17 protein-coding genes are annotated in these 22,739 nt (G+C 51.7%); 15 read left to right on the plus strand and 2 right to left on the minus strand.

Going from position 1 to position 22,739, the window contains the following annotated elements; genetic code table 11:
• Positions 1-2 precede the first annotated feature (2 nt).
• Positions 3-512: a hypothetical protein gene (locus tag GBK04_RS12340; protein ID WP_152760088.1), complete on the minus strand. Its 510-nt coding sequence runs from the start codon at positions 510-512 to the stop codon at positions 3-5.
• Between the two features lie 322 nt (positions 513-834).
• Between GBK04_RS12340 and GBK04_RS12345 the strand changes: the two genes are divergently transcribed.
• From GBK04_RS12345 to GBK04_RS12405, 13 genes are all read left to right on the plus strand, one after another.
• Positions 835-4,008, plus strand: coding sequence for a SusC/RagA family TonB-linked outer membrane protein (locus GBK04_RS12345; RefSeq protein ID WP_152760090.1), 3,174 nt, complete (start codon positions 835-837; stop codon positions 4,006-4,008).
• A 49-nt stretch (positions 4,009-4,057) separates the two neighbouring features.
• Positions 4,058-5,572, plus strand: coding sequence for a RagB/SusD family nutrient uptake outer membrane protein (locus GBK04_RS12350; RefSeq protein ID WP_152760092.1), 1,515 nt, complete (start codon positions 4,058-4,060; stop codon positions 5,570-5,572).
• 226 nt (positions 5,573-5,798) lie between these two features.
• Positions 5,799-8,519 (plus strand): c-type cytochrome, encoded by a 2,721-nt coding sequence (locus GBK04_RS12355; protein ID WP_152760094.1) that lies wholly within the window; start codon positions 5,799-5,801, stop codon positions 8,517-8,519.
• A 138-nt stretch (positions 8,520-8,657) separates the two neighbouring features.
• Complete coding sequence (locus GBK04_RS12360) at positions 8,658-9,428, plus strand: 3-keto-disaccharide hydrolase (RefSeq protein ID WP_152760096.1); 771 nt, start codon at positions 8,658-8,660, stop codon at positions 9,426-9,428.
• A gap of 105 nt (positions 9,429-9,533) precedes the next feature.
• The gene (locus tag GBK04_RS12365; protein ID WP_152760097.1) at positions 9,534-10,388 is read left to right on the plus strand and encodes a sugar phosphate isomerase/epimerase family protein; all 855 of its coding nucleotides are present in this window, start codon (positions 9,534-9,536) and stop codon (positions 10,386-10,388) included.
• A 21-nt stretch (positions 10,389-10,409) separates the two neighbouring features.
• The gene (locus GBK04_RS12370) at positions 10,410-11,474 is read left to right on the plus strand and encodes a ThuA domain-containing protein (RefSeq protein WP_373330924.1); all 1,065 of its coding nucleotides are present in this window, start codon (positions 10,410-10,412) and stop codon (positions 11,472-11,474) included.
• Positions 11,475-11,549: 75 nt separating this feature from the next.
• Positions 11,550-12,377 (plus strand): sugar phosphate isomerase/epimerase family protein, encoded by an 828-nt coding sequence (locus GBK04_RS12375; protein ID WP_152760099.1) that lies wholly within the window; start codon positions 11,550-11,552, stop codon positions 12,375-12,377.
• 113 nt (positions 12,378-12,490) lie between these two features.
• Positions 12,491-13,288: an alpha/beta fold hydrolase gene (locus GBK04_RS12380; protein ID WP_152760101.1), complete on the plus strand. Its 798-nt coding sequence runs from the start codon at positions 12,491-12,493 to the stop codon at positions 13,286-13,288.
• 17 nt (positions 13,289-13,305) lie between these two features.
• Positions 13,306-14,364, plus strand: coding sequence for an aldose 1-epimerase family protein (locus tag GBK04_RS12385; protein WP_152760103.1), 1,059 nt, complete (start codon positions 13,306-13,308; stop codon positions 14,362-14,364).
• Between the two features lie 24 nt (positions 14,365-14,388).
• Complete coding sequence (locus GBK04_RS12390) at positions 14,389-15,612, plus strand: class I mannose-6-phosphate isomerase (RefSeq protein WP_152760105.1); 1,224 nt, start codon at positions 14,389-14,391, stop codon at positions 15,610-15,612.
• Between the two features lie 99 nt (positions 15,613-15,711).
• Complete coding sequence (locus GBK04_RS12395; RefSeq protein WP_152760107.1) at positions 15,712-16,743, plus strand: sugar phosphate isomerase/epimerase family protein; 1,032 nt, start codon at positions 15,712-15,714, stop codon at positions 16,741-16,743.
• A gap of 116 nt (positions 16,744-16,859) precedes the next feature.
• Positions 16,860-18,023, plus strand: a complete 1,164-nt coding sequence (locus GBK04_RS12400) for a Gfo/Idh/MocA family protein (RefSeq protein ID WP_152760109.1) — start codon at positions 16,860-16,862, stop codon at positions 18,021-18,023.
• 186 nt (positions 18,024-18,209) lie between these two features.
• The gene (locus GBK04_RS12405) at positions 18,210-19,382 is read left to right on the plus strand and encodes an esterase (RefSeq protein ID WP_152760111.1); all 1,173 of its coding nucleotides are present in this window, start codon (positions 18,210-18,212) and stop codon (positions 19,380-19,382) included.
• 62 nt (positions 19,383-19,444) lie between these two features.
• Here GBK04_RS12405 and GBK04_RS12410 read toward each other — a convergent pair whose 3' ends face one another.
• Entirely contained in the window at positions 19,445-19,906 is a 462-nt protein-coding gene (locus GBK04_RS12410) for an Hsp20/alpha crystallin family protein (RefSeq protein ID WP_152760113.1), read from the minus strand.
• 214 nt (positions 19,907-20,120) lie between these two features.
• Here GBK04_RS12410 and GBK04_RS12415 point away from each other — a divergent pair, with 214 nt between their 5' ends.
• Both GBK04_RS12415 and GBK04_RS12420 read left to right on the plus strand, forming a co-directional pair.
• Positions 20,121-21,614: a sugar ABC transporter ATP-binding protein gene (locus GBK04_RS12415; RefSeq protein ID WP_152760115.1), complete on the plus strand. Its 1,494-nt coding sequence runs from the start codon at positions 20,121-20,123 to the stop codon at positions 21,612-21,614.
• Between the two features lie 39 nt (positions 21,615-21,653).
• A complete protein-coding gene (locus GBK04_RS12420; RefSeq protein ID WP_152760117.1) occupies positions 21,654-22,652 on the plus strand; it encodes an ABC transporter permease in 999 nt (332 codons plus the stop codon).
• Positions 22,653-22,739 lie beyond the last annotated feature (87 nt).

A 22,739-nucleotide genomic window follows, 5' to 3' on the forward strand; every position in this document is an offset into this window, starting at 1 on the left:
TTCTATTCCTCAGATAGAGCTTCTTTGCGCTTTTTTTGGGTATTGAACCAGGCCGCCCACAGCATGGCAAATAGACCCATTGGTACCAGGGCATTACTTACGCCCTGACCAGCCGAAAGACTACGGACGATTATCCAGGCAATCGCCAGGGTGCCTGCGATCAGAAACCATAGTACCCATTTTTGTTCAAAAATAGAGGGCTTTCGCACCAGGGTACCCTGATGCTCACGGGCATAGCGCGCCAGGGTACCTTCGAAAGATTCACAAAAATTCCCGAATGGTTCAGCGTTGCAGAAATTGGCATTCGCGATCAGTTTGAATCTGCTTTTGTCCGCCATTTTAAGGCGTAGGGTTACACCATTATAGTATTCTACCTGGTAAGACACCACCTCCCCAAACTGAAAGTGTTTTTCTTCCCCGTCAAGATGGAGGAGTAAGTAGGTATCGTCGAGTTCCGCGGTACCTTTTTTCTTCGTGAACATCTTGGTGTATTCAAAATCATAGTGCTTCATGGAGTAAGGATTTTCAGGTTGGATGCTTTTTAAATCTAATCCCAGTTCTGCACTCAGGCAAGACAGTATAGGATGGTTAGAAGCTAGCTTAGTCTAGCTTTGCACTTTGTGAATGATCTTTGTGACAAATCAAATGAATAATTACCTGATATGCTATCCTTAATCTCTTACCAATCAGCCTATGTAAATAAAAACCTACCTGTAAAAAACAACCGGCAGTGTGTCACCACCGCCGGTTGAGTCTTCGACATTATCGCATTTTTCCTGGAAGATTCATGCGGCATGTCCTGTTCCATTTCCAAAAAACAAAACTTTCAAAACTATGAACGAATCGCGAATTCTACAATTCTGTGCATCGAAGCGGCAGTGGCCACATCTGGCTCTGGTTCCGGTTCTCCTGCTCCTCTTACTACTTATGCCTTCGGGCTTTACGGCAGCCCGGGCGGCGGCTCCCTCTGACTCAGATGCCTCCCTAGCCGCTATTACGGGTAAGGTCACCGATGATGCCGGCATAGCCCTGCCGGGGGTAAGCGTGGTGCTGAAAGGCTCCACCACAGGTACCACTACCAACGCGGAGGGTATGTACTCTCTGAACACACCGGGCAGCGATGGTACCCTCGTGTTCTCCTACGTGGGCTTTCTGACTGTGGAAGAAGCCATCAACGGTCGCTCGACGATCAACATCAAAATGGCCACCGACACCAAATCCCTTTCCGAAGTAGTGGTCGTGGGCTACGGTAGCCAGACCAAAAAAGAAATCACCGGAGCGGTACAGACTGTGAGTGCGGCGGAAATCAAGGATATTCCCGTTTCGCAGATCGGTCAGAAATTACAGGGCCGCCTGGCCGGGGTGCAAATCAACCAGACCACCGGGAAGCCGGGACAGGGCATGAACATCCGAATTCGGGGTCAATTGTCAGTTTCAGGGGGTAGTGACCCTCTGTATGTGATCGATGGCTTCCCGATTACAGGTAGCATTGGTGCGCTCAATCCCGACGAGATCGAAGATATCACGATTCTGAAAGATGCCGCTTCTACTTCGCTATATGGATCAAGGGCGGCTAACGGGGTGGTACTTATCACCACGAAAAAAGGGAAGAGTGGCCAGACCAACGTAAGCTTCAATACGTACGTAGGCGTTCAGAACGTACCTAAAAAAGGGCGCATCGAAATGATGGATGCTGTAGAGTTCGCCCAATTCAAGAAAGAATCCTATGAAGATTCGGGGTTACCCGTGCCTGAGGCGTTTCAAAATCCCTCGCAGTACGAAGGCAAAAACAATGACTGGTACGATGCCCTACTCCGCAAAGCCCCGATTCAGAGCTATAACCTGACGATTACTTCCAACAAGGAAAAAGTCAACACGGCCATTGTAGCCGGGGTATTCAACCAGCAGGGAGTTGTTATCAATAATGAATACAAGCGGTATTCGCTGCGGATGAACCTGGACTATGCCCTCTCTGACAAGGTAAGAATTGGCTTCAACATTGCTCCTTCCTACGTATATGACAATACGCCCCGTACGGATGGTACCCGGGGTACGGGAATTCTCTTCAATGCCCTGCATACCTGGCCGATCATGCCTATTTATGACGATAACGGAGAACTAACCCTATTCAATAAGTTTCCTGCCAATACGGGTAATATCTATGCATACGCTAACTGGGTAAGGTCAGCTGAGGAGTTGATCAATGAAACCAAGGAAACCAATATCCTGACCAATGGCTACGTGGAGTACCGCCCTATCAAAGGATTGCTACTTAAATCGACCATTAACGCCGAATTGCTCAGTTCCAAGTTTTTCTTTTTCAACCCCTCCACGGCTACCAGCGGTATTAATGTGCCTATACCTACCACAGCGGTATCCATTCGCCAGAATACGGACAACTTCACCTGGCTGAACGAAAACCTGGCTACGTACTCCCATAGTTTTGGAGAGCACAACTTTGAGTTGCTGGGCGGATTCACCAACCAGCATTTCCGGCAGGACAGATTCCGTATTCAAGCTGATACCTACGCCGATGACCGTCTGCCCACCATACAAGGCGCGATCAACATTAACCGTAGTGGCAATGATGGTAATTCTGGAACCAGTAGCGGCGTGAATGAGTGGAGCCTGACCTCGTTTCTGTCGCGACTTACCTATAATTACAAAGGCAAGTATCTGTTGACCGCCGCCATCCGCACCGACGGTTCTTCGCGCTTTGGTTCTCAAAACCGCTGGGGTACCTTCCCCTCCGTGTCATTGGGCTGGGTGGTTTCCGATGAAGCATTCATGCAGGAGCTACCCAAGGTTTCCTTCCTTAAGCTCAGGTCGAGCCTAGGAATTACGGGTAATAACAACATCGGTAACTACACGCAATACGCCCTGATCAATAATACGGTCAATGCCGCCTTTGGCAACAACGTAGCGTCGGGGGCCGTCGTGACTTCGCTGTCTAACAACAATCTGGGCTGGGAAACTACCAAGCAACTAGATGCCGGCCTGGATGTAGGGTTCTTCAATGACCGCATTCAGTTGACCTACGACTACTACACCAAGCGCACTACTAACCTGCTCTACAACGTACAGGTACCTCAGGAGTCGGGTTTCAGCACATTTGCTGACAACATTGGCGAGATCAAGTTCTGGGGCCACGAGTTTTCACTTACTACCCGGAACACTACCGGGCGCCTGCAATGGACCACGAATGCCAATATTTCCTTCAACCGGAATAAGGTGCTCGCACTGGCCGACGGCATCGACCGCGTGTATGGCGATTACCACATTACCAAAGTGGGTTATCCCTTCGGCCAGTTCTATGGAATTGAAGCCGATGGAGTATACATGAACGCTGAAGATCTCAAAAATTCACCGCAGGTACCCGGCCGCTCCGTTGTGGGTAGCATCAAGCTTAAAGATGCCAATGGGGACGGCATTATTACCTATGGTGGCGATAACGACGACCGCGTGATCATGGGTAATCCTTTCCCGAAGTTTATCTATGGCATCACCAATACTCTTCGTTATGGTGATTTTGACTTTTCCATTGTAGGCTCCGGCTCACAGGGCAATCAGCTGCTGGTACGTCACCTGTACAGTACTGCTAACCTGGATGGGGTTTTCAATCTGCTAAAGGAGGTGAAATATCGCTTCCGGTCGGAGGATAACCCAGGAAAAGGCTTTTTCGGTACGACCGTGGGTGGCGGTAACGTAACGGGTATCGAGCGCGACTGGATGAACAGTCGCTTTGTAACGGACGCTTCCTTCTTTACGATCAAGAATATCACGCTGGGCTATACGATTGGAGCAGTCAATAAGTTCTTCAAGAGCGCCCGTCTGTATGCTTCTGTGCAGCAGGCCTATATCTTCACCAAGTACTGGGGCGGTCCTAACCCCGAAACCAGTGCCCAAAACAATGGGCAGGGCGATGGTGGTAACCTGAGTCCGGGTGTTGATCTGTCCAACTATCCAGTCCCACGTACCTGGACCATTGGTGTTAATCTAAATTTCTAATTATGAGTAAAATAACTCTCATGATTTATACCTCATAACTATACTTCCTATGAAAAGATCACTTATATTTTTCTGTACCATTGGCTTGCTCGTGTCGGCCTGCGACAGCAAGTTTCTGGAAATATACCCCGAAACTTCACTCAGTTCGGCTACCTTTTTCAAGACCGAAGCCGATTTCCAGCAGGCTGTCAACGCCGCTTACGTACCACTACGCAGCATCGTCAACGACCGTGCTTGGCTGCTGGGCGAAATGCATTCGGACAACACGTACTATGCCCGTAACCCGCTCTTTGGCGCCACGGAACAACAGGAAGATATCGCCGACTTTGCGATTCCTACCGCCAATGGCGTTACCTCTAATACGCACGTGCTGAACCAATACCGGTTAGATTATCAGATCATCGCCCGTACCAATCAGATATTGGCGGTCATTGATGACGTCGATTTCAACGCTGAATCAAAAAGCAATCTGAAAGGGCAGGCTTTGTTTCTGAGAGCATACGCCTACTTCGAGCTGGTACGCTACTTCAACAAAGCGCCTTTGCATTTGACCCCAGTAACGGTTCGGCAGGAAGCTGCTTTGCCGCTGGCTACGGCCGCTGAATTATACGCACAGATTGAGAAAGATGCCTTGGAAGCCACCACTTCGCTTTTACCCAAATCCAAGCAGGAGCCGGGCCGGGCCACCTCCGGGGCCGCTAAAACCTTGCTGGCGGATGTGTATATCAATCAGAAAAAATGGGCGCAAGCGGAACCCTTGCTGAAAGATGTAGTGAATAGCGGCGAGTATTCGCTCATGCCCAACTACGCCGACGCCTTTTCGACCTCGACGGGTAATAAGAATAATAAGGAGTCGGTATTCGAAGTACAGTTTATCGAAGGTTCGGCGGGTTTGAACGGAAGCTTCCTTTACAATTTTCTGCCCCGCCCTATGTCGTCCGAAGAACTGGTAAAAATCACCGGTACGTCGAATCCGCAGCCTCAGACCGGTGAGGGTAATAATATTCCTACTCCGGATATCATCGCGGCTTACGAGCCGGGCGACACGCGTAAGGATGCATCGATTGCTTATGTTACATTGAGTGGAAGCCAGCGTAAGGACAAGGTGTACCCTTATATCAAGAAGTACGCTAAAACGCACGCCCTCAATGGCAACCATGGTATGAACTGGCCGATTTACCGGTATTCAGAAACATTGCTGCTTTTGGCCGAGGCACTGAACGAGCAGGGGAAAACCTCCGATGCCGCGCCCTACCTCAATCAAGTGCGAAACAGGGCTGGTTTGGCTAACACTACGGCTTCTTCGCAAGCTGATATGCGGGAAGCGATTTTTAAAGAAAGAAGAGTGGAACTGGCCTTTGAAAACAAACGCTGGTTCGATCTGGTAAGAACGGGCCGGGCTGTAGACGTCATTACTGCGTATGGCCAACGCATCAAATCAAATCCAGAAGCTTATTATTATCCGGTGTCGGAAGGATCGAAGCCCCGTGGCAACGCCTTCACCAACCTAGACCTGTATTACGCGCTACCCGCCGACGAGTCGGCACTAAGCCCCAATTTCTGATGATTTCGCCCGGCAGGGATAGTTTCATACACGATTCTATCCTTGTCGGGCGTACAGATTGCCCTAGTCAACGCAAGTAAGTATCCGGTTTGATACGCTTTTTTATAATCCATACCAGAAAAAGTAAACCAACGTATAAGTATATAAAGCCATTTCCTGCGTCATATAAAATAGAGTATCTCCGTATTTGAAGCATTTCTCAGCATTTAAACAAAATAACAAACTCATGTTCAACAAGAATTCGTCTGCCACTTCCGTCTTCGTCAAGCCCCTGCTGGGATTGGGACTTCTGGTGGGACTGGGTGCCTTTTACGCAAAAGTCGACCCGTTCGCTCCCACCCATGTCCGCCCCGATAACTCCAAAGTGGATAAGTTAAAGCTACAGCCTGGTTTCAAAGCCGAGCACTTGTACAGTCCATCCGAAAACGGGCAGGGTTCGTGGGTTTCGATGTGCTTTGACGACAAGGGGCGACTCATCACTTCCGATCAGTACGGTGGCCTGTATCGTCTTACGCTCCCGGCCCTCGGTTCGGGTTCTACCGCCCCCACCAAGGTGGAGCACCTCAAGGTAGGTACCCCTGGCGACACGCTGGGCATGGGAACAGCCCATGGGTTGCTCTACGCTTTTAACAGCCTGTACGTCATGGTGAATAACCGCGTGACGAAGGATTTGCCCGTCCACAGTGGATTTTACCGTCTACAGGATACCAACGGCGACGATCAGTACGACAAGGTGAGCCTGCTCAAAGAACTGGAAGGAAACGGCGAACACGGTCCCCACAGCATTAAGTTGTCGCCCGACGGAAAATCATTGTATGTGATTTCAGGAAATCACACCGACGCCCCTCAGATGGACAACTACCTGTTGCCTAAAACCTGGAAACAGGATAACCTTTTCCCGCTCATCAAAGACCCACGTGGCCACGCCAATGACCGGATGGCTCCCGGTGGCTGGGTTGCCAATGTACAGCCCGACGGCAGCGACTGGGTACTGTACAGTGCGGGCTATCGGAATGCTTTCGATATGGCGTTCAATGATACCGGAGATTTGTTTGTCTATGACGCCGACATGGAATGGGACATTGGTACTCCCTGGTACCGCCCTACCCGGATCTGCCATGCTACCAGTGGCAGTGAGTTTGGCTGGCGGACGGGTAACAGCAAGTGGTCACCCGCCCTACCCGACAACCTGCCCCCCATTATTAACATCGGGCAAGGCTCCCCGACCAGTATGCTTTTTGCGAGCAATGCCAAGTTCCCAGCCAAGTATAAAAACACCCTGCTGGCTTTTGACTGGAGCTTTGGCATTGTGCACGCCATTCACCTCAAGCCCAGCGGCTCTACCTTTTCTGCCGACCGCGAAGAATTTCTTTCCGGGGTACCCCTACCCCTTACCGATGGTGTGATCGGACCCGACGGAGCTCTGTATTTTATGACTGGCGGTCGCCGCCTGGAATCAGACCTATACCGGGTGAGTTATGCGGGTAATGACGCACTGGTTTCTTCCGTGGCGGTAACACCCGTCAACAAAGAAAACGAACTGCGCCGGAGTCTGGAAAAATACCATACCGGCCCCAACAGCGCCGCTATTGCCGCGGCCTGGCCTCAGCTGAACAACCCCGATCGTTTTATCCGCTACGCTGCCCGCATTGCCGTCGAACACCAGCCGCTGAGCGAATGGAAGGACAAGGCTACCAGTGAAAAAGACCCCATCACGGCCATTCAGGCAGCGATTGCCCTGGCGCGCACCGATAGTGTCGATAGCGACATCAAGAGCAAACTGAACGCCAATCTTTTGAGAATCAATCTTAAAAGCCTGACTGAGCCCCAGCAAATTGACCTGATCCGGGCTTACGAGCTGGTAACGTTGCGGCTGGGTGAACCTGATGCCGCCCAGAAAAAGCAAATTGTCGCCGCGCTCAACCCGAGCTACCCTTCCAACTCAGGGGAGCTTAACCGCTCACTCGCCCGCATCCTGATAACCCTCGAAGCGCCTGGCGTAATCGAGAAAACCCTGGCTTTGATGGACAAAAAAGAGGATACCAGTATGATGCCCGGCGGAATGACGGCGACTTCGTCGGCCGACCTCATCATGCGGAACCCACAGTACGGACTGGACATTGCCAAGACTTTGGAAAAGATGCCTCCTCCCCAGCAAACGTACCTTGCCACCATGCTGAGTGCCGCCAAAACGGGCTGGACACCTGCCACACAGGAAAAATACATGAAGTGGTTTAACAAAGCCTTTACCTATCAGGCTGGAAGAAGCTACATTGGTTTTATCGACAAAGCCCGTAAAATGGCCCTGGCCAATGCGCCCGAAAACAAGCGCGTCGCCTACGATAAAATGTCGGGTGGCGAGTTGCTTACGAAAAACGGTAACGACCTCGTACAGAGTGTCTACCCAAAAGGCCCTGGTAAACGGTGGGAGGTACCTACCGCCGTAGCCGTAGTGGAAGACCACCTGACTGGCCGGAACTTCCAGCAGGGCAAGGATATGTACAATGCCATTACCTGCGGCCGCTGCCACGCCATCAACGGGCAAGGTGGCAACATTGGTCCGGATTTGACGCAACTGGCTACGCGATTTACGACGAAGGATATCCTGGAATCGATCATCGAACCTAACAAAGTAATCTCGGACCAGTACGCGGCTACACAGATTACCCTGAAAAACGGAGAATCCATTGTGGGTCGCATCACCAACGAAGACAACGCGTCCTATACGGTTTCGCAGAATCCTTTTGCCCCCGACATGGTGGTGAAGATTCCGAAGAAAGACGTAGCGGCGAGCAAGTACTCGACGGTTTCCATCATGCTACCCGGCCTGATCAACAGCCTGAATGAAGAAGAGCTCAAAGATCTTATCGCCTACCTGAAATCAGGGGGCAACGAAAAGAACGCGATGTTTTCCGCCCAGTCGTCCAAAAGTCAGGGCGGTAAATAAGTGATAATGAAAGGACAGGAAGCTCAGTGGGTTTCCTGTCCTTTTTTCTTTGTATGGCCCCCAATAAGGGTAAAGTTAAGTTTACGGGTCTTGGCAAGTGCCGGGATCTGCCCACCAAACGATTTAGCTATTCTCCCCATGAAAAAAAATAATCTTTCCTTCACCTTTCTCGCCTGTGGCTTGTCTCTCCTCGTGCTAGGTATGAATGCCTGCGTAGGTCAGAAAAAAACCAAGGATGGCTTTGTGTCCATTTTTGACGGCAAAACCCTGAATGGATGGAAGGGTGATCCTACCTACTGGCGGGTCGAAGATGGTGCCCTGACGGGTGAAATCACGCCCTCGACGCTTTTGAAAACCAATTCCTTCATTATCTGGCAGGGCGGTGAGCCCGGGGATTTTGAGTTGAAAGGTGAATTCAAGATCACTGAGGCGGGCAACTCCGGCATCAACTACCGCAGCGACCAGTTGACCGATATACCCTATGCCCTGCGCGGATACCAAGCCGATATTGACGGTAAGATTAACTATACGGGCCAAAACTACGAGGAACGCAAGCGTACTACTCTGGCTTACCGTGGCGAAATCTCGGAGATTAATCCCTATACCGGCGACGCCGATCCGACGGCGGTTCGCACCAAAGTAGCCAAAAACAACTGGACCAACCGGACCGTTACCGGCTCACTGGGTACTTCGGATGAGTTGAAAAGCTCCATCAAGAAAGAAGACTGGAACACTTTTCATATTGTTGCCAAAGGAAACCGCCTGCAGCATTATATCAACGGCAAACTCATGAGCGATGTTACCGATAACGATACCGTCAATGGCATGAAAAAAGGGTTGCTCGGGGTACAGGTACACGTGGGTCCGCCTATGAAAGTACAGTACCGTGATTTAAGGATAAAACAGTAAGACAGGAGGCTACTGATTTTGGGCTGGTAGCTATGCCTGGAATTCATAACACCCAAGTAAGGCCAACCGCCGGTAGCTATCAGCTAATAGCTCGAAAAACGACAAATGACAAAAATTGGATTTAACGTGTTAGCCTGGTCGGCCGTTGTATCAGACGATCTGATGCCCTTGGCCGACCGGTTGAAAAAGATTGGATACGACGGAGTGGAATGCTTTGTGGGAGCTGCTGAAGACCCCACCGCCTATCACCGCTTTGGTAAGCACGTCCGAGATCTGGACATGGAGATGACGGGCGTTACCGTAGTAAGTCCCGACACCAATCCCATCAGCGAATCGGCTTCAGTCCGGGAAAAAGCGCTGGAACGTATCAAATGGACCATCGACCGTACCCATGATCTGGGGGCTCGCATCCTATGTGGGCCGTTCCATTCGGCCCATGCGCATTTTTCCAAGCGTCCGGCCCAGGATGAGGAATACGGCTGGGCAGCAGAAGTACTGCACGCAGCCGGCGTGTACGCCGCGCAGGCCGATGTGACACTGGCGCTTGAAGCCCTCAACCGCTTCGAATGCTACCTCTGCAATACCGCCGAACAACTGAGCCGGCTGGTCAAGATGGCGGGTCATCCCAACGTTCGGGCAATGTTTGATACGCACCATGCCAATGTGGAAGAGAAAAGCTATGCCGGGGCCATTAAAACGCTGGCTCCGATTTTGGCGCATGTCCACATCAGCGAAAACGACCGGGGTACCCCGGGTGGTAGTCACCTACCCTGGGACACTATCTTTGGTACCCTCGCCGAAATCGAGTACAATAAGTGGCTCACTATCGAAGCCTTCTCCCGCAATGATCCCGACTTTGCCAACTCCATCGGGGTTTGGCGGGAATACAACGAACCCTGGGACATCGCCGAGCAGGGATTCACTTTTATCCAGAGCATGTGCCAGAAGCATGGTCTTTGATCTTCGTAAAATTCATTTTCCGTGAAAAATCGTCCAAGCCCTTTCCTTCCCTTTTGTCTGCTTATCCTTCTGGGTATTTCGGCCTGCGCTCAGTCAGATCCCTCACGCGATGTGGCTGACTACCGGGTGGTATACAAGGGTACCCAAGGGCCTGGCCTGGGGAAAAACATTGTATTCATTGCTTCCGATCACGAATACCGGGGCGAAGAAAGCCTGCCGGCACTGGCCCGCATTATGGCCAAACATTATGGCTTCACCTGTACCGTCATCTTTGCTCTGGACGAGGAAGGTAACATTCTGCCCGGAGGATCCAATCTCAAAGGTCTGGAAGCGCTCGATAACGCCGACCTGATGGTGCTGTTTACGCGATTCTCCGATTTTAGTGATGAGCAGATGCAGCACTTTGACGGGTACCTGAAACGCGGCGGCCCTATTGTGGCCCTCCGTACCTCCACGCATGCTTTCAATATTAAAGACAACCCCAAGTGGCAACATTACGACTACCGCTACAACGGTCCTAAAACGGCGTGGAAGGATGGCTTTGGCGAAAATGTTTTGGGCGAAACCTGGGTTGGCCACTATGGTACCAATCACAAGCAGTCGTCGCGGCTCACCATTGATGAGGCACAGAAAAACCACCCGATTTTCCGGGGTGTGAAAGACATATGGGTCCAATCGGGAGCCTATACCGCCGAACCCAAAGGTACCATTCTGGCTTATGATCAACCCCTGAACGGCATGACACCTGACTCACCCGCCGATGATACCAAAAAGCCTGTTCCGGTAGCCTGGACCAAAACCTATCAGATCGAAAACGGCAAAAGCGGGCGATCCTTTACCACTACGCACGGCGCGTCGGAAGATATTCTCAATGAAGGTTTCCGGCGCATGCTCATCAACGCGGCTTTCTGGGCGATGGGAATGGAAAAGAGTATTAAGCCCAATAACAACATTGCCTTTGTGGGGCCTTACCAACCCACCACATTCAATTTCGAGGGCTATAAGGCCAAGGTCAAACCGGCCGATCTGGCGGGCTGGGATTCGCTGATTATGCCCGGTGAAGTGGTGAAGAAAAAAGGGAAATAACATGGCGGCCCGCCTATCATCTGTATGACTTTATTCTTAGAAACTATATCCAACAAACTATAAACTACCTACCTAATGGACTCCATACTTCCTTTTCGTTTTGGTTCCGAAGTATACACTTGGTATATGAGTGGCAACGGCACTACCTACGCCGGGCGCCTGGACCATATGATTGATATCATTGCCAAAGCCGGCTTTGCCGGCATACAGCCCATTTTTTCCTGGATGGGTACCCTGCGTGACCCACACCTCCTGGCCGAAAAGCTGAAAGAGCACAACCTGGAACTGGCGGCGCTCTCCCTGGCCCTGGAATGGAACGGCCCCGAAGAAACCGAAGCCGAGCGCGCCGAAGCCGACCAAGCGGTTGAATTGTTGCGCTATTTTCCGGGAGCCATCCTCTGCACAGTACAGATTCCGACGGGTCGCCACGATCTATCCGACCGTCAGCGCAACTTGGTCAATAATGTCAATAGCGTTTCGGCTCGGGCTTCCTACAAAGGTATTCCCTGCAGTTTTCATCCCAATTCACCCCACAGTTCGATCATTCGTACTGCCGAAGATTATCGGATCGTGCTGGGAGGGCTGGATACGTCTGTCACGGGTTGGACGCCCGATGTGGGTCATATTATCAATGGGGGCATGGATCCGCTCGAAAAAATGCAGGAGTACGCCTCTTTGATCAATCATGTGCACTACAAGGATTGGAATGGCGATCCGGAATTCTCCCTTATGGGTATGGGTGAAGTAAATCTGCTGGCCATTACCCAATGGCTTAAAGATCAGCAGTACAAGGGCTGGATCGTCTGTGAAGACGAAGGCAAAGAAGCTCTCGAAGACCCTGACTACGTGACCCTCCACGATGGTCGCTGGATCACCCACGAACTGATCCCCGCGTTGAAGTGAATTTTTTAGCTATTGGCTGCTAGCTGTTGGCCAATAGCTACCATTTACTGATTCACGAAATTCAATTTGCTATACCGAAGAAGCTATAAGCCAATAGCTATCAGCTTTAAACTATGCCACTCATTAAGTCCAACGGAATAAACTTCCACTACGTAGAGCGCGGCTCGGGCGAGCCACTCCTGCTGATTATGGGCATTACGGCCGATGGATCGGTATGGGAGCCACACGCCGCGAACTGGGAAAAACACTACCGATGTATCCTCGGCGATAACCGGGGTGTAGGCTTCTCCGACAAACCCGACGGACCCTACACCACCGCTGAAATGGCCGACGACTACGCCGGGCTGTTGAATCACCTGGAGCTGGAAAATGTCCGCGTGGTAGGCGTTTCGATGGGTAGTACCATTGCAATGCAGCTGGCCCTCCGGCATCCCAACAAAGTAAAGTCCATGGTATTGATGTGTCCCTGGGCGCGTTGCGATGCCATGGCGAAGGGCATATTCCAGCACATGATGGACTGCAAGGCGCGGTTTACACCGGAGGAATTCAGCCGCTACATTCAGCTCCTGATATTTTCCAAGTCCAGCTGGGACAATGACGAAAAAAGAAAGGAGCTGGAAGACGGACAAAAAGAGAATCCGGCCTTCCCCCAACCGCTGCACGGATTGCAGGGACAAGCTGCGGCCTGTATCAGTCATAATGTCCTGGATCAGCTACCTACCCTGCGGGTACCTACGCTGGTGATTGGGGGAAAGGAAGATATTTTCACTCCTCCCTGGATGGGGCAGGAAATAGCCGAGGCCATACCGGGTGCCGAAATATATCTGTACGAAAAGTTGGGCCACGCTTTCCATTTTGAGGCGACCCAGGATTTTAACGCCAGAATACTCGACTGGCTCAACAAGCATTAATTCGAACGGAAAAGTACATGGGAGATATTGACGGACTGGATAAAGTAGGAAACCCCGCGCAAATGGGCGGGATAGAGACTTCCGTACTGGACAACGGTCCCGGACGCGGTACCCGCATTGCCTGGATCAATACGGGTACCGGCCTGCGTTACAAGGTACTCCTGGACCGGGCGATGGATATTGCCGATGCCTTTTGTAATCAACACAGCCTGGCCTGGCTGAGTCATGTGGGAGTCACTTCTCCTCAGCCATTTTCAGATAAGGGCATCGACTGGATACGTACCTTTGGCGGTGGCCTGTTGGTTACCTGCGGGCTTTCGCACGTGGGCGGCCCTGAGTCAGACCAGTATGGCGACCGGGGCTTGCATGGATTGATCAGCCATTGTCAGGCAGAAATAGAATCCATCATCCAGCCTGATCCGGCAATGGGCCGGATGGAAATGAGTATTACCGGACGCATCCGCGAAACCAAGGTGTTCGGGCCCAGTCTGGAACTGCGACGGACTATTTCAGGTACCCTCGGACAGCCGCAGATCCGCATTCACGACGAGGTAATCAACCGGGGCAATACTTCGGCACCGCACATGCTTTTGTACCATTTCAACCTCGGCTGGCCATTGGCTGATGAGGGTACGGATATCCTGTGGAAAGGTACCTGGCAGCCGCGCCTCGACCCGAGTCAACATCAGATTTTCCGGGAAGGAAATAACTTCCGGAAATGTCCGGCCCCGCTGGATGCCCATTCGGGTGGAGGCGAAGAAGTAGCCATCATCGATCCCGTGGCTGATGAGTCAGGTACCTCCGTGTGCGGACTGCATAATGAAAAACTAGGACTGGCGCTTTCCATAGCATTTAACAAAAACCAACTGCCCTGGCTCACGAACTGGCAACACTGGGGAAAAGGCGAATACGTAACAGGACTCGAACCGGGTACCCATCCGCCCATCGGACAGGCGAAAGCGCGCGAGGAGGGTACCTTGATTCAACTGGAACCCGGAGAAAGCCGAAGCTACGATCTTACTATTGAGGTGAAGCAGGACCCGGAATCCATAAAGACCTTTTTGAATCAATTTTAGCATACATCATAAATTCTCATTTTAATGGAAACACTGAATAAAACCAGTCTGGCGGCACAGGCACTCGAACAGGGAAAAGGAATTTTACGCCTCGCTCCCACCTGGGTACCCCGTTCTTTCTGCGTACCCGGACGGCGGATCAAACTTCATCCTGACGACTACTACGTGCTGGGCGGCGTCCGCGGCGGCATTGACGAGCGTTGGCTCTCTTCTACAACCCCAGCCAAAAACGGTCCGCTAACGGGCGAAAACGAAGGACTGAGCGCCATTGTGGTGAACGATAACGGCGAGGAAAAACAGATTCTGCTCAAAGATGCCATCGACGAATTGAAAGGCGAAATCATCGGTGACCGACTGTGGGATCAGTACCAAAGCTGGCCCATGTATTCCAAGTTTTTTGATAACATGGGTCCCCTGCCGCACCACATTCACCACAACGACGAAGAAGCGGCCAAAATCGGCCAACTGGGCAAACCAGAGGCCTACTATTTTCCGCCGCAGCTCAACAACCACGGCGGCGATTTTCCGTACACGTTCTTCGGTATCGCGCCAGGTACCACCAAAGAAGAGATCAAGGAATGTTTGATGAACTTCACCAAGGGCGATAACAAGATCACCATGTACTCGCAGGCCTTTCCGCTGGTGCCGGGCACGGGCTGGGACGTACCTCCGGGTATGCTGCACGCCCCCGGCAGCCTGTGTACCTACGAGCCACAAAAAGCATCGGACGTTTTTGCCATGTACCAGTCGCTGGTCAACGAGGCCATTATTCCCGAAGAGCTACTCTGGAATGGTACCCCCCCTGACCGCATCGGTGATTATGACCAGCTGATGGAAGTGATCGATTGGGAACTGAATACCAATCCTAACCTGCTCGAAACCCGTTTCATGCGTCCCATTCCTGTGCGCGACAAGTCCGAAATGGAGGCCGAAGGTTATGTGGAAAACTGGATTTGCTACCGCTCCGACGCCTTCAGCGCCAAGGAATTGACCGTAGCACCCGGTGCCACCGTCACCATCAAAGACAGCGCCGCTTACGGTCTGATCATGATGCAGGGACACGGTACCATGGGCAACTGGGACATTGAAACGCCCGCGTTGATTCGCTATGGACAATTGACCAATGATGAGTTTTTCGTGACTGAGAAAGCCGCCCGTGAGGGCGTGACCATTGTCAACAAATCGTCCGTGGATCCCATTGTGATGTTGAAGCACTTCGGTCCTGAGAATCCGGATTTGAAATTGTAACAGCCAGGAGCTGTTTGGAAATAAATGAACAGTATTTCAGTCCGGACAGCTCCTTATTTAATTAAAACCTAAATACCTAACACCTAAAAACCTAGTACCATGCCCGAAAATAATTATCCCAAGCTCCACAACGCAACCTGGCCCGGAATCGTAGGCAAAGGCGACGATTCGCAGCCCGTTATCCCCTTTGACACCATGCTTAAGATGACCGCTAACGCGGAGGTAGACGGCCAGAAATTCGATGGTGTCGACCTCGGCCTGCTGGGTCCGCACGTGGATATTGAAAGCTCCGACGACGATATCAAACGCCTGGCTGACAAAATAGCCGGCTATGGCCTGAAGGTAGGTAGTCTGGTGGCTCCGATCTGGGGTGGTCCTACCCTGGGAAGTGACGATGACCGGAAAACGTTTGTAGAAATGGTGCGTAAAGCCTGTAACTTCGGTAAGATATTCCGCGAGGTAGGCATTCGGCCCTACGGGGTGATCCGCGTCGATTCGGCGAGCAGTCCCGAGCAGTGGGCCAAAGATCCGGCCAAGAATACTAAAATCATTGCCGATACTTTCCGGGAAGCCTGTGATGTGGCGGCAGAATTTGACGAAAAAATTGCCGCAGAAGGCGAAATATGCTGGGGAGGTATGCATGGCTGGAAAACCATGATCGAAACCATGGAAATGGTGGATCGGCCTAACATGGGCTTCCAGGCCGATATGTCGCATACACTGCTTTACACCATGGGCTACAACCGCCCCGAAGAGCGCATCCTGCCCGAGAACTACGACTGGCAGGACCGCGAGGTACTGTCCGCCGCGCTCAAAAAAATGTCGGACGCACTCCGTCCCTGGACGCTCGATTTCCACGTAGCTCAGAACGATGGTACCGTACATGGTACCGGCTCGCACGACAAGACCGGCCGCCATTGCCTGGCCACGGATCCCAACGGAAAATTGAATGTAGCTGAGGATGCGGGGTTCTGGCTGCGTGATGAAAATGGCAATCTTACCAAAAAACTGCGTCACATCTGCTGGGATGGCTGTATGTTTGACAACAGCGTGATGGAGAATCAGCAAACCTGGAACGACATCTTGGCCACGCTGATTCAGGTACGGAAGAAGCACGGCTGGTATGAATGATTAGGTGTGCTGGCGCTGAATTAAGAGCTGGTTTGCGTTTGTAACGCGCTACTAACCCAAAGAAAAATTATCAAACCGTTAACCATTAGCTGTTAACCTTTAATCCCTTTAAACCTATGGCTGACAAAAAAGAAATAAGAATTGGTCTGATTGGTAGTGGACTCATGGGCCGCACCCACACCAACGGATACAAGCGGCTGGGCGATTTTTTTCCTGAATACGAGTACCGCCCCGTTCTGAAAGCGGTCTGCGCGCGGAGTGAAGACAAGGTAAAAGCCTTTGCCGAACAGTGGGGCTATGAGTCTTATGAAACGGACTGGAAAGCCCTCATTGCCCGCGATGACATCGATGCGGTCGATATTTGTACCCCTAACGATACCCACGCGGCCATCGCCATTGCCGCTGCTGAAGCAGGCAAGATGATTCTGTGCGAAAAACCCCTCGCCCGCACGCTTGCCGAAGCCCAAACCATGGTAGACGCCATTGAAAAAACCGGCGTCAAAAACACTGTGTGGTACAACTACCGTCGTATTCCGGCCGTCACATTGGCCAAACAAATCGTGGACTCGGGAAAGCTGGGCAAAATATTTCATTATCGCTCCAACTTCCTGCAAGACTGGACCATCAGTCCCGACCTACCCCAGGGAGGTACCGCCCTCTGGCGTCTGGATTCGGACGCTGCGGGATCGGGCGTAACCGGCGACCTGCTGGCCCACTGCATCGATGCGGCTATGTGGATCAACGGGGCCATTACCGACGTATCGGCTGTAACCGAAACATTCATCAAGGAGCGGATGCACCAGGAAAGCGGCAAAGTTCAGAAAGTAGGAATCGACGATGCCTGTATTTTCCATTGTCACTTCAACAATGGCTCATTGGGATTATTCGAATCGACCCGTTACGCCCGGGGACACAAGGCCCTTTTCACGTTCGAAATTAATGGCGAACACGCGTCGATTCGCTGGGATTTGCACGATATGAACCGGTTGGAGTACTTTGATCATAACGATGAAGGCATCGTGCGTGGCTGGCGGTCGATCCTGATCACCGACAGCGATCAGCCCTATATGGGCCGCTGGTGGATTCCCGGTACGAGTATCGGCTACGAGCACTCATTTGTGCATCAGGTAGCCGATTTCTTTAAGAGCCTTGAGACAGGCGAACCCTGCCATCCAACTTTTCAGGACGCTCTGGAAACACAAAAGGTATGCGAAGCCGTCCTCAACTCCGCCGCCGACCGCAGCTGGAAAGACACCGGCGTAGCAACCGATATTGGGTAGTAATTTTGTAGCCCCGGCGGGGCGGCGAATTGGTTGCCCTTATCCAACTTTATTCACAACAAGCCCCATCGGGGCGACATTCTCGAAGGAAGATGTCGCCCCGATGGGGCTTGAAAGTATGTCGGACGGCTTCTCTGACCTAAAGAATTAATGGCAATTTTCATCGACCTTATTCTCTGAATTCCTATGACCCGCTTATTTCTTCGTCTAAACCTGATCCTGTGGCTATGCCCGGCAGGCCTGCTAGCCCAGCAGGCCCATGTCAATATCGACTGGGCACCTCACAAAAATACCGAAAATCTGGCCCCGCCTTATGGAACCAATACGGTATCGCCCATTGTCCATGATGATCGCACGGTTACGTTTAAGCTACTGGCCCCCGGCGCGGATAGTGTTATGGTAGTGGGACTACCCGTAGCCCCCGGAAAGCCCGTGGCTATGAAAAAAGGGGAGAAGGGATTATGGGAGACCACCGTGGGTCCGTTGCTGCCGGATATTTATCTGTACAAGCTGCGAATCAACGGGGTGAATGTTCCTGATCCCAACAACAGTTTTGTGGGCATGGCCGATCAGCCGCCTTATAGCATTTTGATCGTGCACGGCGACGCTCCCGGCTATTATGACCCCAAACCCGTGCCCCACGGAGCCGTAACGCGGCACATTTATCATTCTGACGTAACCAACGGAGAGCGTGAAATGTACGTGTATACCCCACCGGGCTATAACCCGGCTGTGGCCTACCCGGTTTTGTACCTGGTAGGAGGAAGCGGCGAACTGGCCTCCAATTGGGCCAACGAGGGGCGGGCCAATTTTATCATGGACAACTTACTGGCGGAAGGTAAGGCGGTACCTATGATCATCGCCATGCCTAATAACCAACTGATTCACCGCCAGCATCCCAACCACGTCAACCTCACGTTCAATCTTTTTGAAGCCGATCTTAAGCAGCACGTGGTACCTTTTGTCGATACCCATTATACGACAATCAAAAACCCGGGTGGACGGGCATTGGCGGGATTATCCATGGGCGGGCGACATACTCAGTTTATCGGTTTTAAAAACCTGGACCTATTCGGGTCGTTTGGGGTACTGAGCGCCGGGGATGTCAACACCGAAACCCTGTTTGCTGATTTTCTGAACGATCCCGCTACCAATAGCAAGATTAATTATTTGTTTGTGGGGCAGGGAACGCTCGAAGCGGAGAGGGTACAGGGCAACCGCACCATTGCCCTGCATGAAGCTCTGGAAAAGCATAACATCCGGCACGAGTACTACGTCGGGGGAGGGGGAGCGCACGAATGGAAAACCTGGCGTCACCTGCTCTATGCAAAGCTCTTGCCGGGGCTATGGAGAAAGTAGGGGGGTGCCTTGCTAAAACAAAAAGGGACTAGCCGAGGCCAGCCCCTTTCGGAAGCTACTCATTAGTTAATTTTTATTTGTCGAGGCGCTTTGGGTTTGGCCTCTTCTTTTTTGGGAACCGTCAGGTGTAGCACCCCATCGGTATAGCGGGCTTCGATCCGATCCTGCTCACAGGTATCAGGTAGCCAGAAAGAGCGGGAGAAAGCATGAAAACTGAACTCACGCTTCATGTAGCGTTCATTGTTCCCTTTTTCCTCCTTCTCTTCCTTCCGTTCCGTAGAGATGGTGAGGCGGCCGTTGTCGAGCGTGACGTTAAAGTCTTTTTTCTTCATGCCCGGGGCGGCCACTTCCAGATAGAAATTGTCGTTGTCTTCCCGGATATTTACCGAGGGTACCACACTACCCACCCGAGAGCGCGTGGCAAAGGGCCAGTTCCATACTTGAAGATCTTCCATGTCTTTGCCTATGAAATCATCCAGCAGACTTGGAAGGGTTCCATTTCCATTGAATTTTACGAGTGACATAGTTACCTCCTTTTTTAAAGGTTTGACATAATTAACTTTACGAAAAACCGTGAAGCAAAGGATGTGCCAAAATAGACAAAGTGCTTATTATTAAATCTTTGATTCTGACAAAAAGACATAAAATGTCAAATTTTCAGCAGCCGATGAGCTGTTTTTATGACAATAGATTCATATTTTGACACAACCGCCCCGTCCATCCATCCCACTATGGCTTATGACCACTGGCCCCCTGCTTCGAATCGCCCATCTCTCCAAATCCTTCGGCGGCATTAAGGCCCTGGATAATGTGCAGCTGACGCTGCATAAGGGCGAGATACTGGCACTAATGGGCGAGAACGGAGCGGGCAAATCTACCCTGATGCGGATTCTGATGGGTCTGGAAAAGAAGGACAGCGGGACGATTATTTTCGAAGGGGTACCTTTGAAAACCCGGGATGTAAAGGATGCTTTGCAGAAAGGTATCTCCATGATTCATCAGGAGCTGCTGGTTGTTTCTGAGCTCAGCGTAGCCGATAATATCTTTTTGGGGCGCGAAACCACTCACTGGCTACCCGGCTGGATTGATGATCAGGACTTGTATCGGAAGACAGAAAACCTGCTGAAAACGCTTGGCGTACCCCTGAATCCCCGCGCCAAAATGAAAACCCTGAGCGTTGCCGAAATGCAGATGGTCGAAATTGCCAAGGCGATTTCCAACGAAGCCCGGATCATCATCATGGATGAGCCTACCTCGGCGCTTTCTGAACAGGAAGTAGGTACCCTTTTCCGAATCATTAAAGATTTGAAGGCAAAGGGCGTAGCCATCATCTATATTTCGCACAAGATGGAAGAAATCGCCCAAATCGCCGATACCATCACGGTACTGCGCGATGGGCAATACATTGCCACCAAACCCGCCGCTGAACTCGACAGGAATGCCTTGATCACCCTCATGGTAGGCCGGCAGATCGACCAACTTTTCCCAGAAACCAGGGGTACCCTGGGCGAAGTATTGCTCTCTGTTCGTCAATTAAGTCAGCCGGGCCAATTCCAGGATATTAACTTTGATCTCCACGCCGGGGAGGTACTGGGTCTGGCTGGCCTCATGGGTGCGGGGCGGACCGAAGTGGCTCGTGCGATCTTTGGGTTAGACCCACTAGCCCAAGGAGAAGTTTTTATTAAGGGGGTACCTGTATCCATCCGCTCGCCGCAGGATGCGATCGGTCGGGGCATTGGCTATGTCAGCGAAGACCGTAAAGCCCTGGGCTGCATTCCGGGTATGTCGGTGCAACATACCCTTACGCTGTCGAGCCTAAAAAACTACGCCCAATGGGGTTTTATTGTAAATCAGCCCGAACAGGCCGCCGCCAGAGAAATGGTTACCGATCTGCGGATCAAAACCAGCGGACTGCAGCAAGACGTCATGCAGCTTAGCGGAGGCAATCAGCAGAAGGTCGTGATTGGTAAGGTACTTTTGGCCCAGCCGGATATCATTATTCTCGACGAACCTACCCGTGGCATCGACATCGGCGCCAAGCACGAGATTTATCGGCTGATCCGGCAGCTCACCGAACGCGGCATTGCGGTGCTACTTATCTCGTCCGAGCTTCCCGAAATCATCGGTCTTTGTGACCGGGTGGTGGTTTTAGCCCAAGGTACTCAGGCAGCCGTGCTGGCGCATGAAGAAATTAGTCAGGAATCCATTATGCAGTACGCCCTTCAACGCTAACCTTACGCTGACAGCCTTTCAATGTCAGCGTTGTTTTGAATGAAAAGTATGAAACAACCCTCTCCCTCCCTCCTGCATCGAGCCAGCCACGCTTATAAAACCCGAATCCGCAGCTTAGGCGTTTTCGGTATCCTGTTCGCATTTGTAGTTATTTGCGTGGCACTGGCGTTGAGTACCCCCCGCTTTCTGACTGTTTCCAACCTCACGATTATCGTCACGCAGGTGTCTATTAATGCATTGCTGGCCTTTGGCGTGACGTTTGTCATCATCACCGGGGGCATCGACCTATCACTCGGCTCGATTGTAGCCGTCACGGGCGTGGTGGCGGCACTGTTTGCCCATCCTGATACTTACCCGCTCGTTGTCCCGTTGTTTATGGCGCTGGGTGCGGGCTTTCTGATTGGCGGCCTCAACGGACTGGTCATAACCCGTAGTAAGGTACCCCCCTTCATTGTCACGTTAGGTACCATGACCATCGGCCGCGGTTTGGCGCTTATTCTTAGTAAAGGAAGGCCCGTTTCCAATCTTTCTGATTCCTTCAACTTCATCGGCGGCGGTCAGATTTTCGGTATCCCGTTTCCTATTATTATTCTCTTTGTCATCTTTGGGCTCTGTTCTTTGCTACTTCGCAAAACCATTTGGGGTAGGTACATGTACGCCGTGGGTGGGAATGAGCAGGCCGCCCGTGCCTCGGGAATCCCCGTGGAGAAAATCAAGATGCTGGTCTATATTCTAAGTGGAATTCTGGCGGGACTGGCCGGCATTATCCTGACTTCCCGGATCACGACCGGGCAGCCCAACGCCGGGCAGGGTTTTGAACTCGATGCCATTGCCGCGGCTATCATCGGGGGCACCAGCACTTCCGGTGGCAGTGGTACCATGACCGGTACCCTCATCGGCGCACTGCTCATCGGGGTCATCAGCAATGGCCTGGATTTACTCAATGTGACCTCCTATTACCAGGAAGTCGTGATGGGCGTTATCATTATTGGTGCCGTAGTACTGGATGGGCTGAATAGCAAAGCCCACTTGTCTTAACTATTTTTTTGTGAGAAGAATGAAGTCCTTTTTATTCTTAATGAAACGTATTGGGTTCTCGAAAAACAAAAAAGCGCCGGATAAAAT

This window comes from Salmonirosea aquatica (assembly GCF_009296315.1).
In the GTDB taxonomy this organism is placed as follows: Bacteria; Bacteroidota; Bacteroidia; order Cytophagales; family Spirosomataceae; genus Salmonirosea; species Salmonirosea aquatica.

Excerpts from the sequence above, each read along its gene's own strand:
- GBK04_RS12340 (WP_152760088.1), bottom strand. The coding sequence starts at position 512 with ATGAAGCACTATGATTTTGAATACACCAAGATGTTCACGAAGAAAAAA.
- GBK04_RS12345 (WP_152760090.1), top strand. The coding sequence starts at position 835 with ATGAACGAATCGCGAATTCTACAATTCTGTGCATCGAAGCGGCAGTGG.
- GBK04_RS12350 (WP_152760092.1), top strand. The coding sequence starts at position 4,058 with ATGAAAAGATCACTTATATTTTTCTGTACCATTGGCTTGCTCGTGTCG.
- GBK04_RS12355 (WP_152760094.1), top strand. The coding sequence starts at position 5,799 with ATGTTCAACAAGAATTCGTCTGCCACTTCCGTCTTCGTCAAGCCCCTG.
- GBK04_RS12360 (WP_152760096.1), top strand. The coding sequence starts at position 8,658 with ATGAAAAAAAATAATCTTTCCTTCACCTTTCTCGCCTGTGGCTTGTCT.
- GBK04_RS12365 (WP_152760097.1), top strand. The coding sequence starts at position 9,534 with ATGACAAAAATTGGATTTAACGTGTTAGCCTGGTCGGCCGTTGTATCA.
- GBK04_RS12375 (WP_152760099.1), top strand. The coding sequence starts at position 11,550 with ATGGACTCCATACTTCCTTTTCGTTTTGGTTCCGAAGTATACACTTGG.
- GBK04_RS12380 (WP_152760101.1), top strand. The coding sequence starts at position 12,491 with ATGCCACTCATTAAGTCCAACGGAATAAACTTCCACTACGTAGAGCGC.
- GBK04_RS12385 (WP_152760103.1), top strand. The coding sequence starts at position 13,306 with ATGGGAGATATTGACGGACTGGATAAAGTAGGAAACCCCGCGCAAATG.
- GBK04_RS12390 (WP_152760105.1), top strand. The coding sequence starts at position 14,389 with ATGGAAACACTGAATAAAACCAGTCTGGCGGCACAGGCACTCGAACAG.
- GBK04_RS12395 (WP_152760107.1), top strand. The coding sequence starts at position 15,712 with ATGCCCGAAAATAATTATCCCAAGCTCCACAACGCAACCTGGCCCGGA.
- GBK04_RS12400 (WP_152760109.1), top strand. The coding sequence starts at position 16,860 with ATGGCTGACAAAAAAGAAATAAGAATTGGTCTGATTGGTAGTGGACTC.
- GBK04_RS12405 (WP_152760111.1), top strand. The coding sequence starts at position 18,210 with ATGACCCGCTTATTTCTTCGTCTAAACCTGATCCTGTGGCTATGCCCG.
- GBK04_RS12410 (WP_152760113.1), bottom strand. The coding sequence starts at position 19,906 with ATGTCACTCGTAAAATTCAATGGAAATGGAACCCTTCCAAGTCTGCTG.
- GBK04_RS12415 (WP_152760115.1), top strand. The coding sequence starts at position 20,121 with ATGACCACTGGCCCCCTGCTTCGAATCGCCCATCTCTCCAAATCCTTC.
- GBK04_RS12420 (WP_152760117.1), top strand. The coding sequence starts at position 21,654 with ATGAAAAGTATGAAACAACCCTCTCCCTCCCTCCTGCATCGAGCCAGC.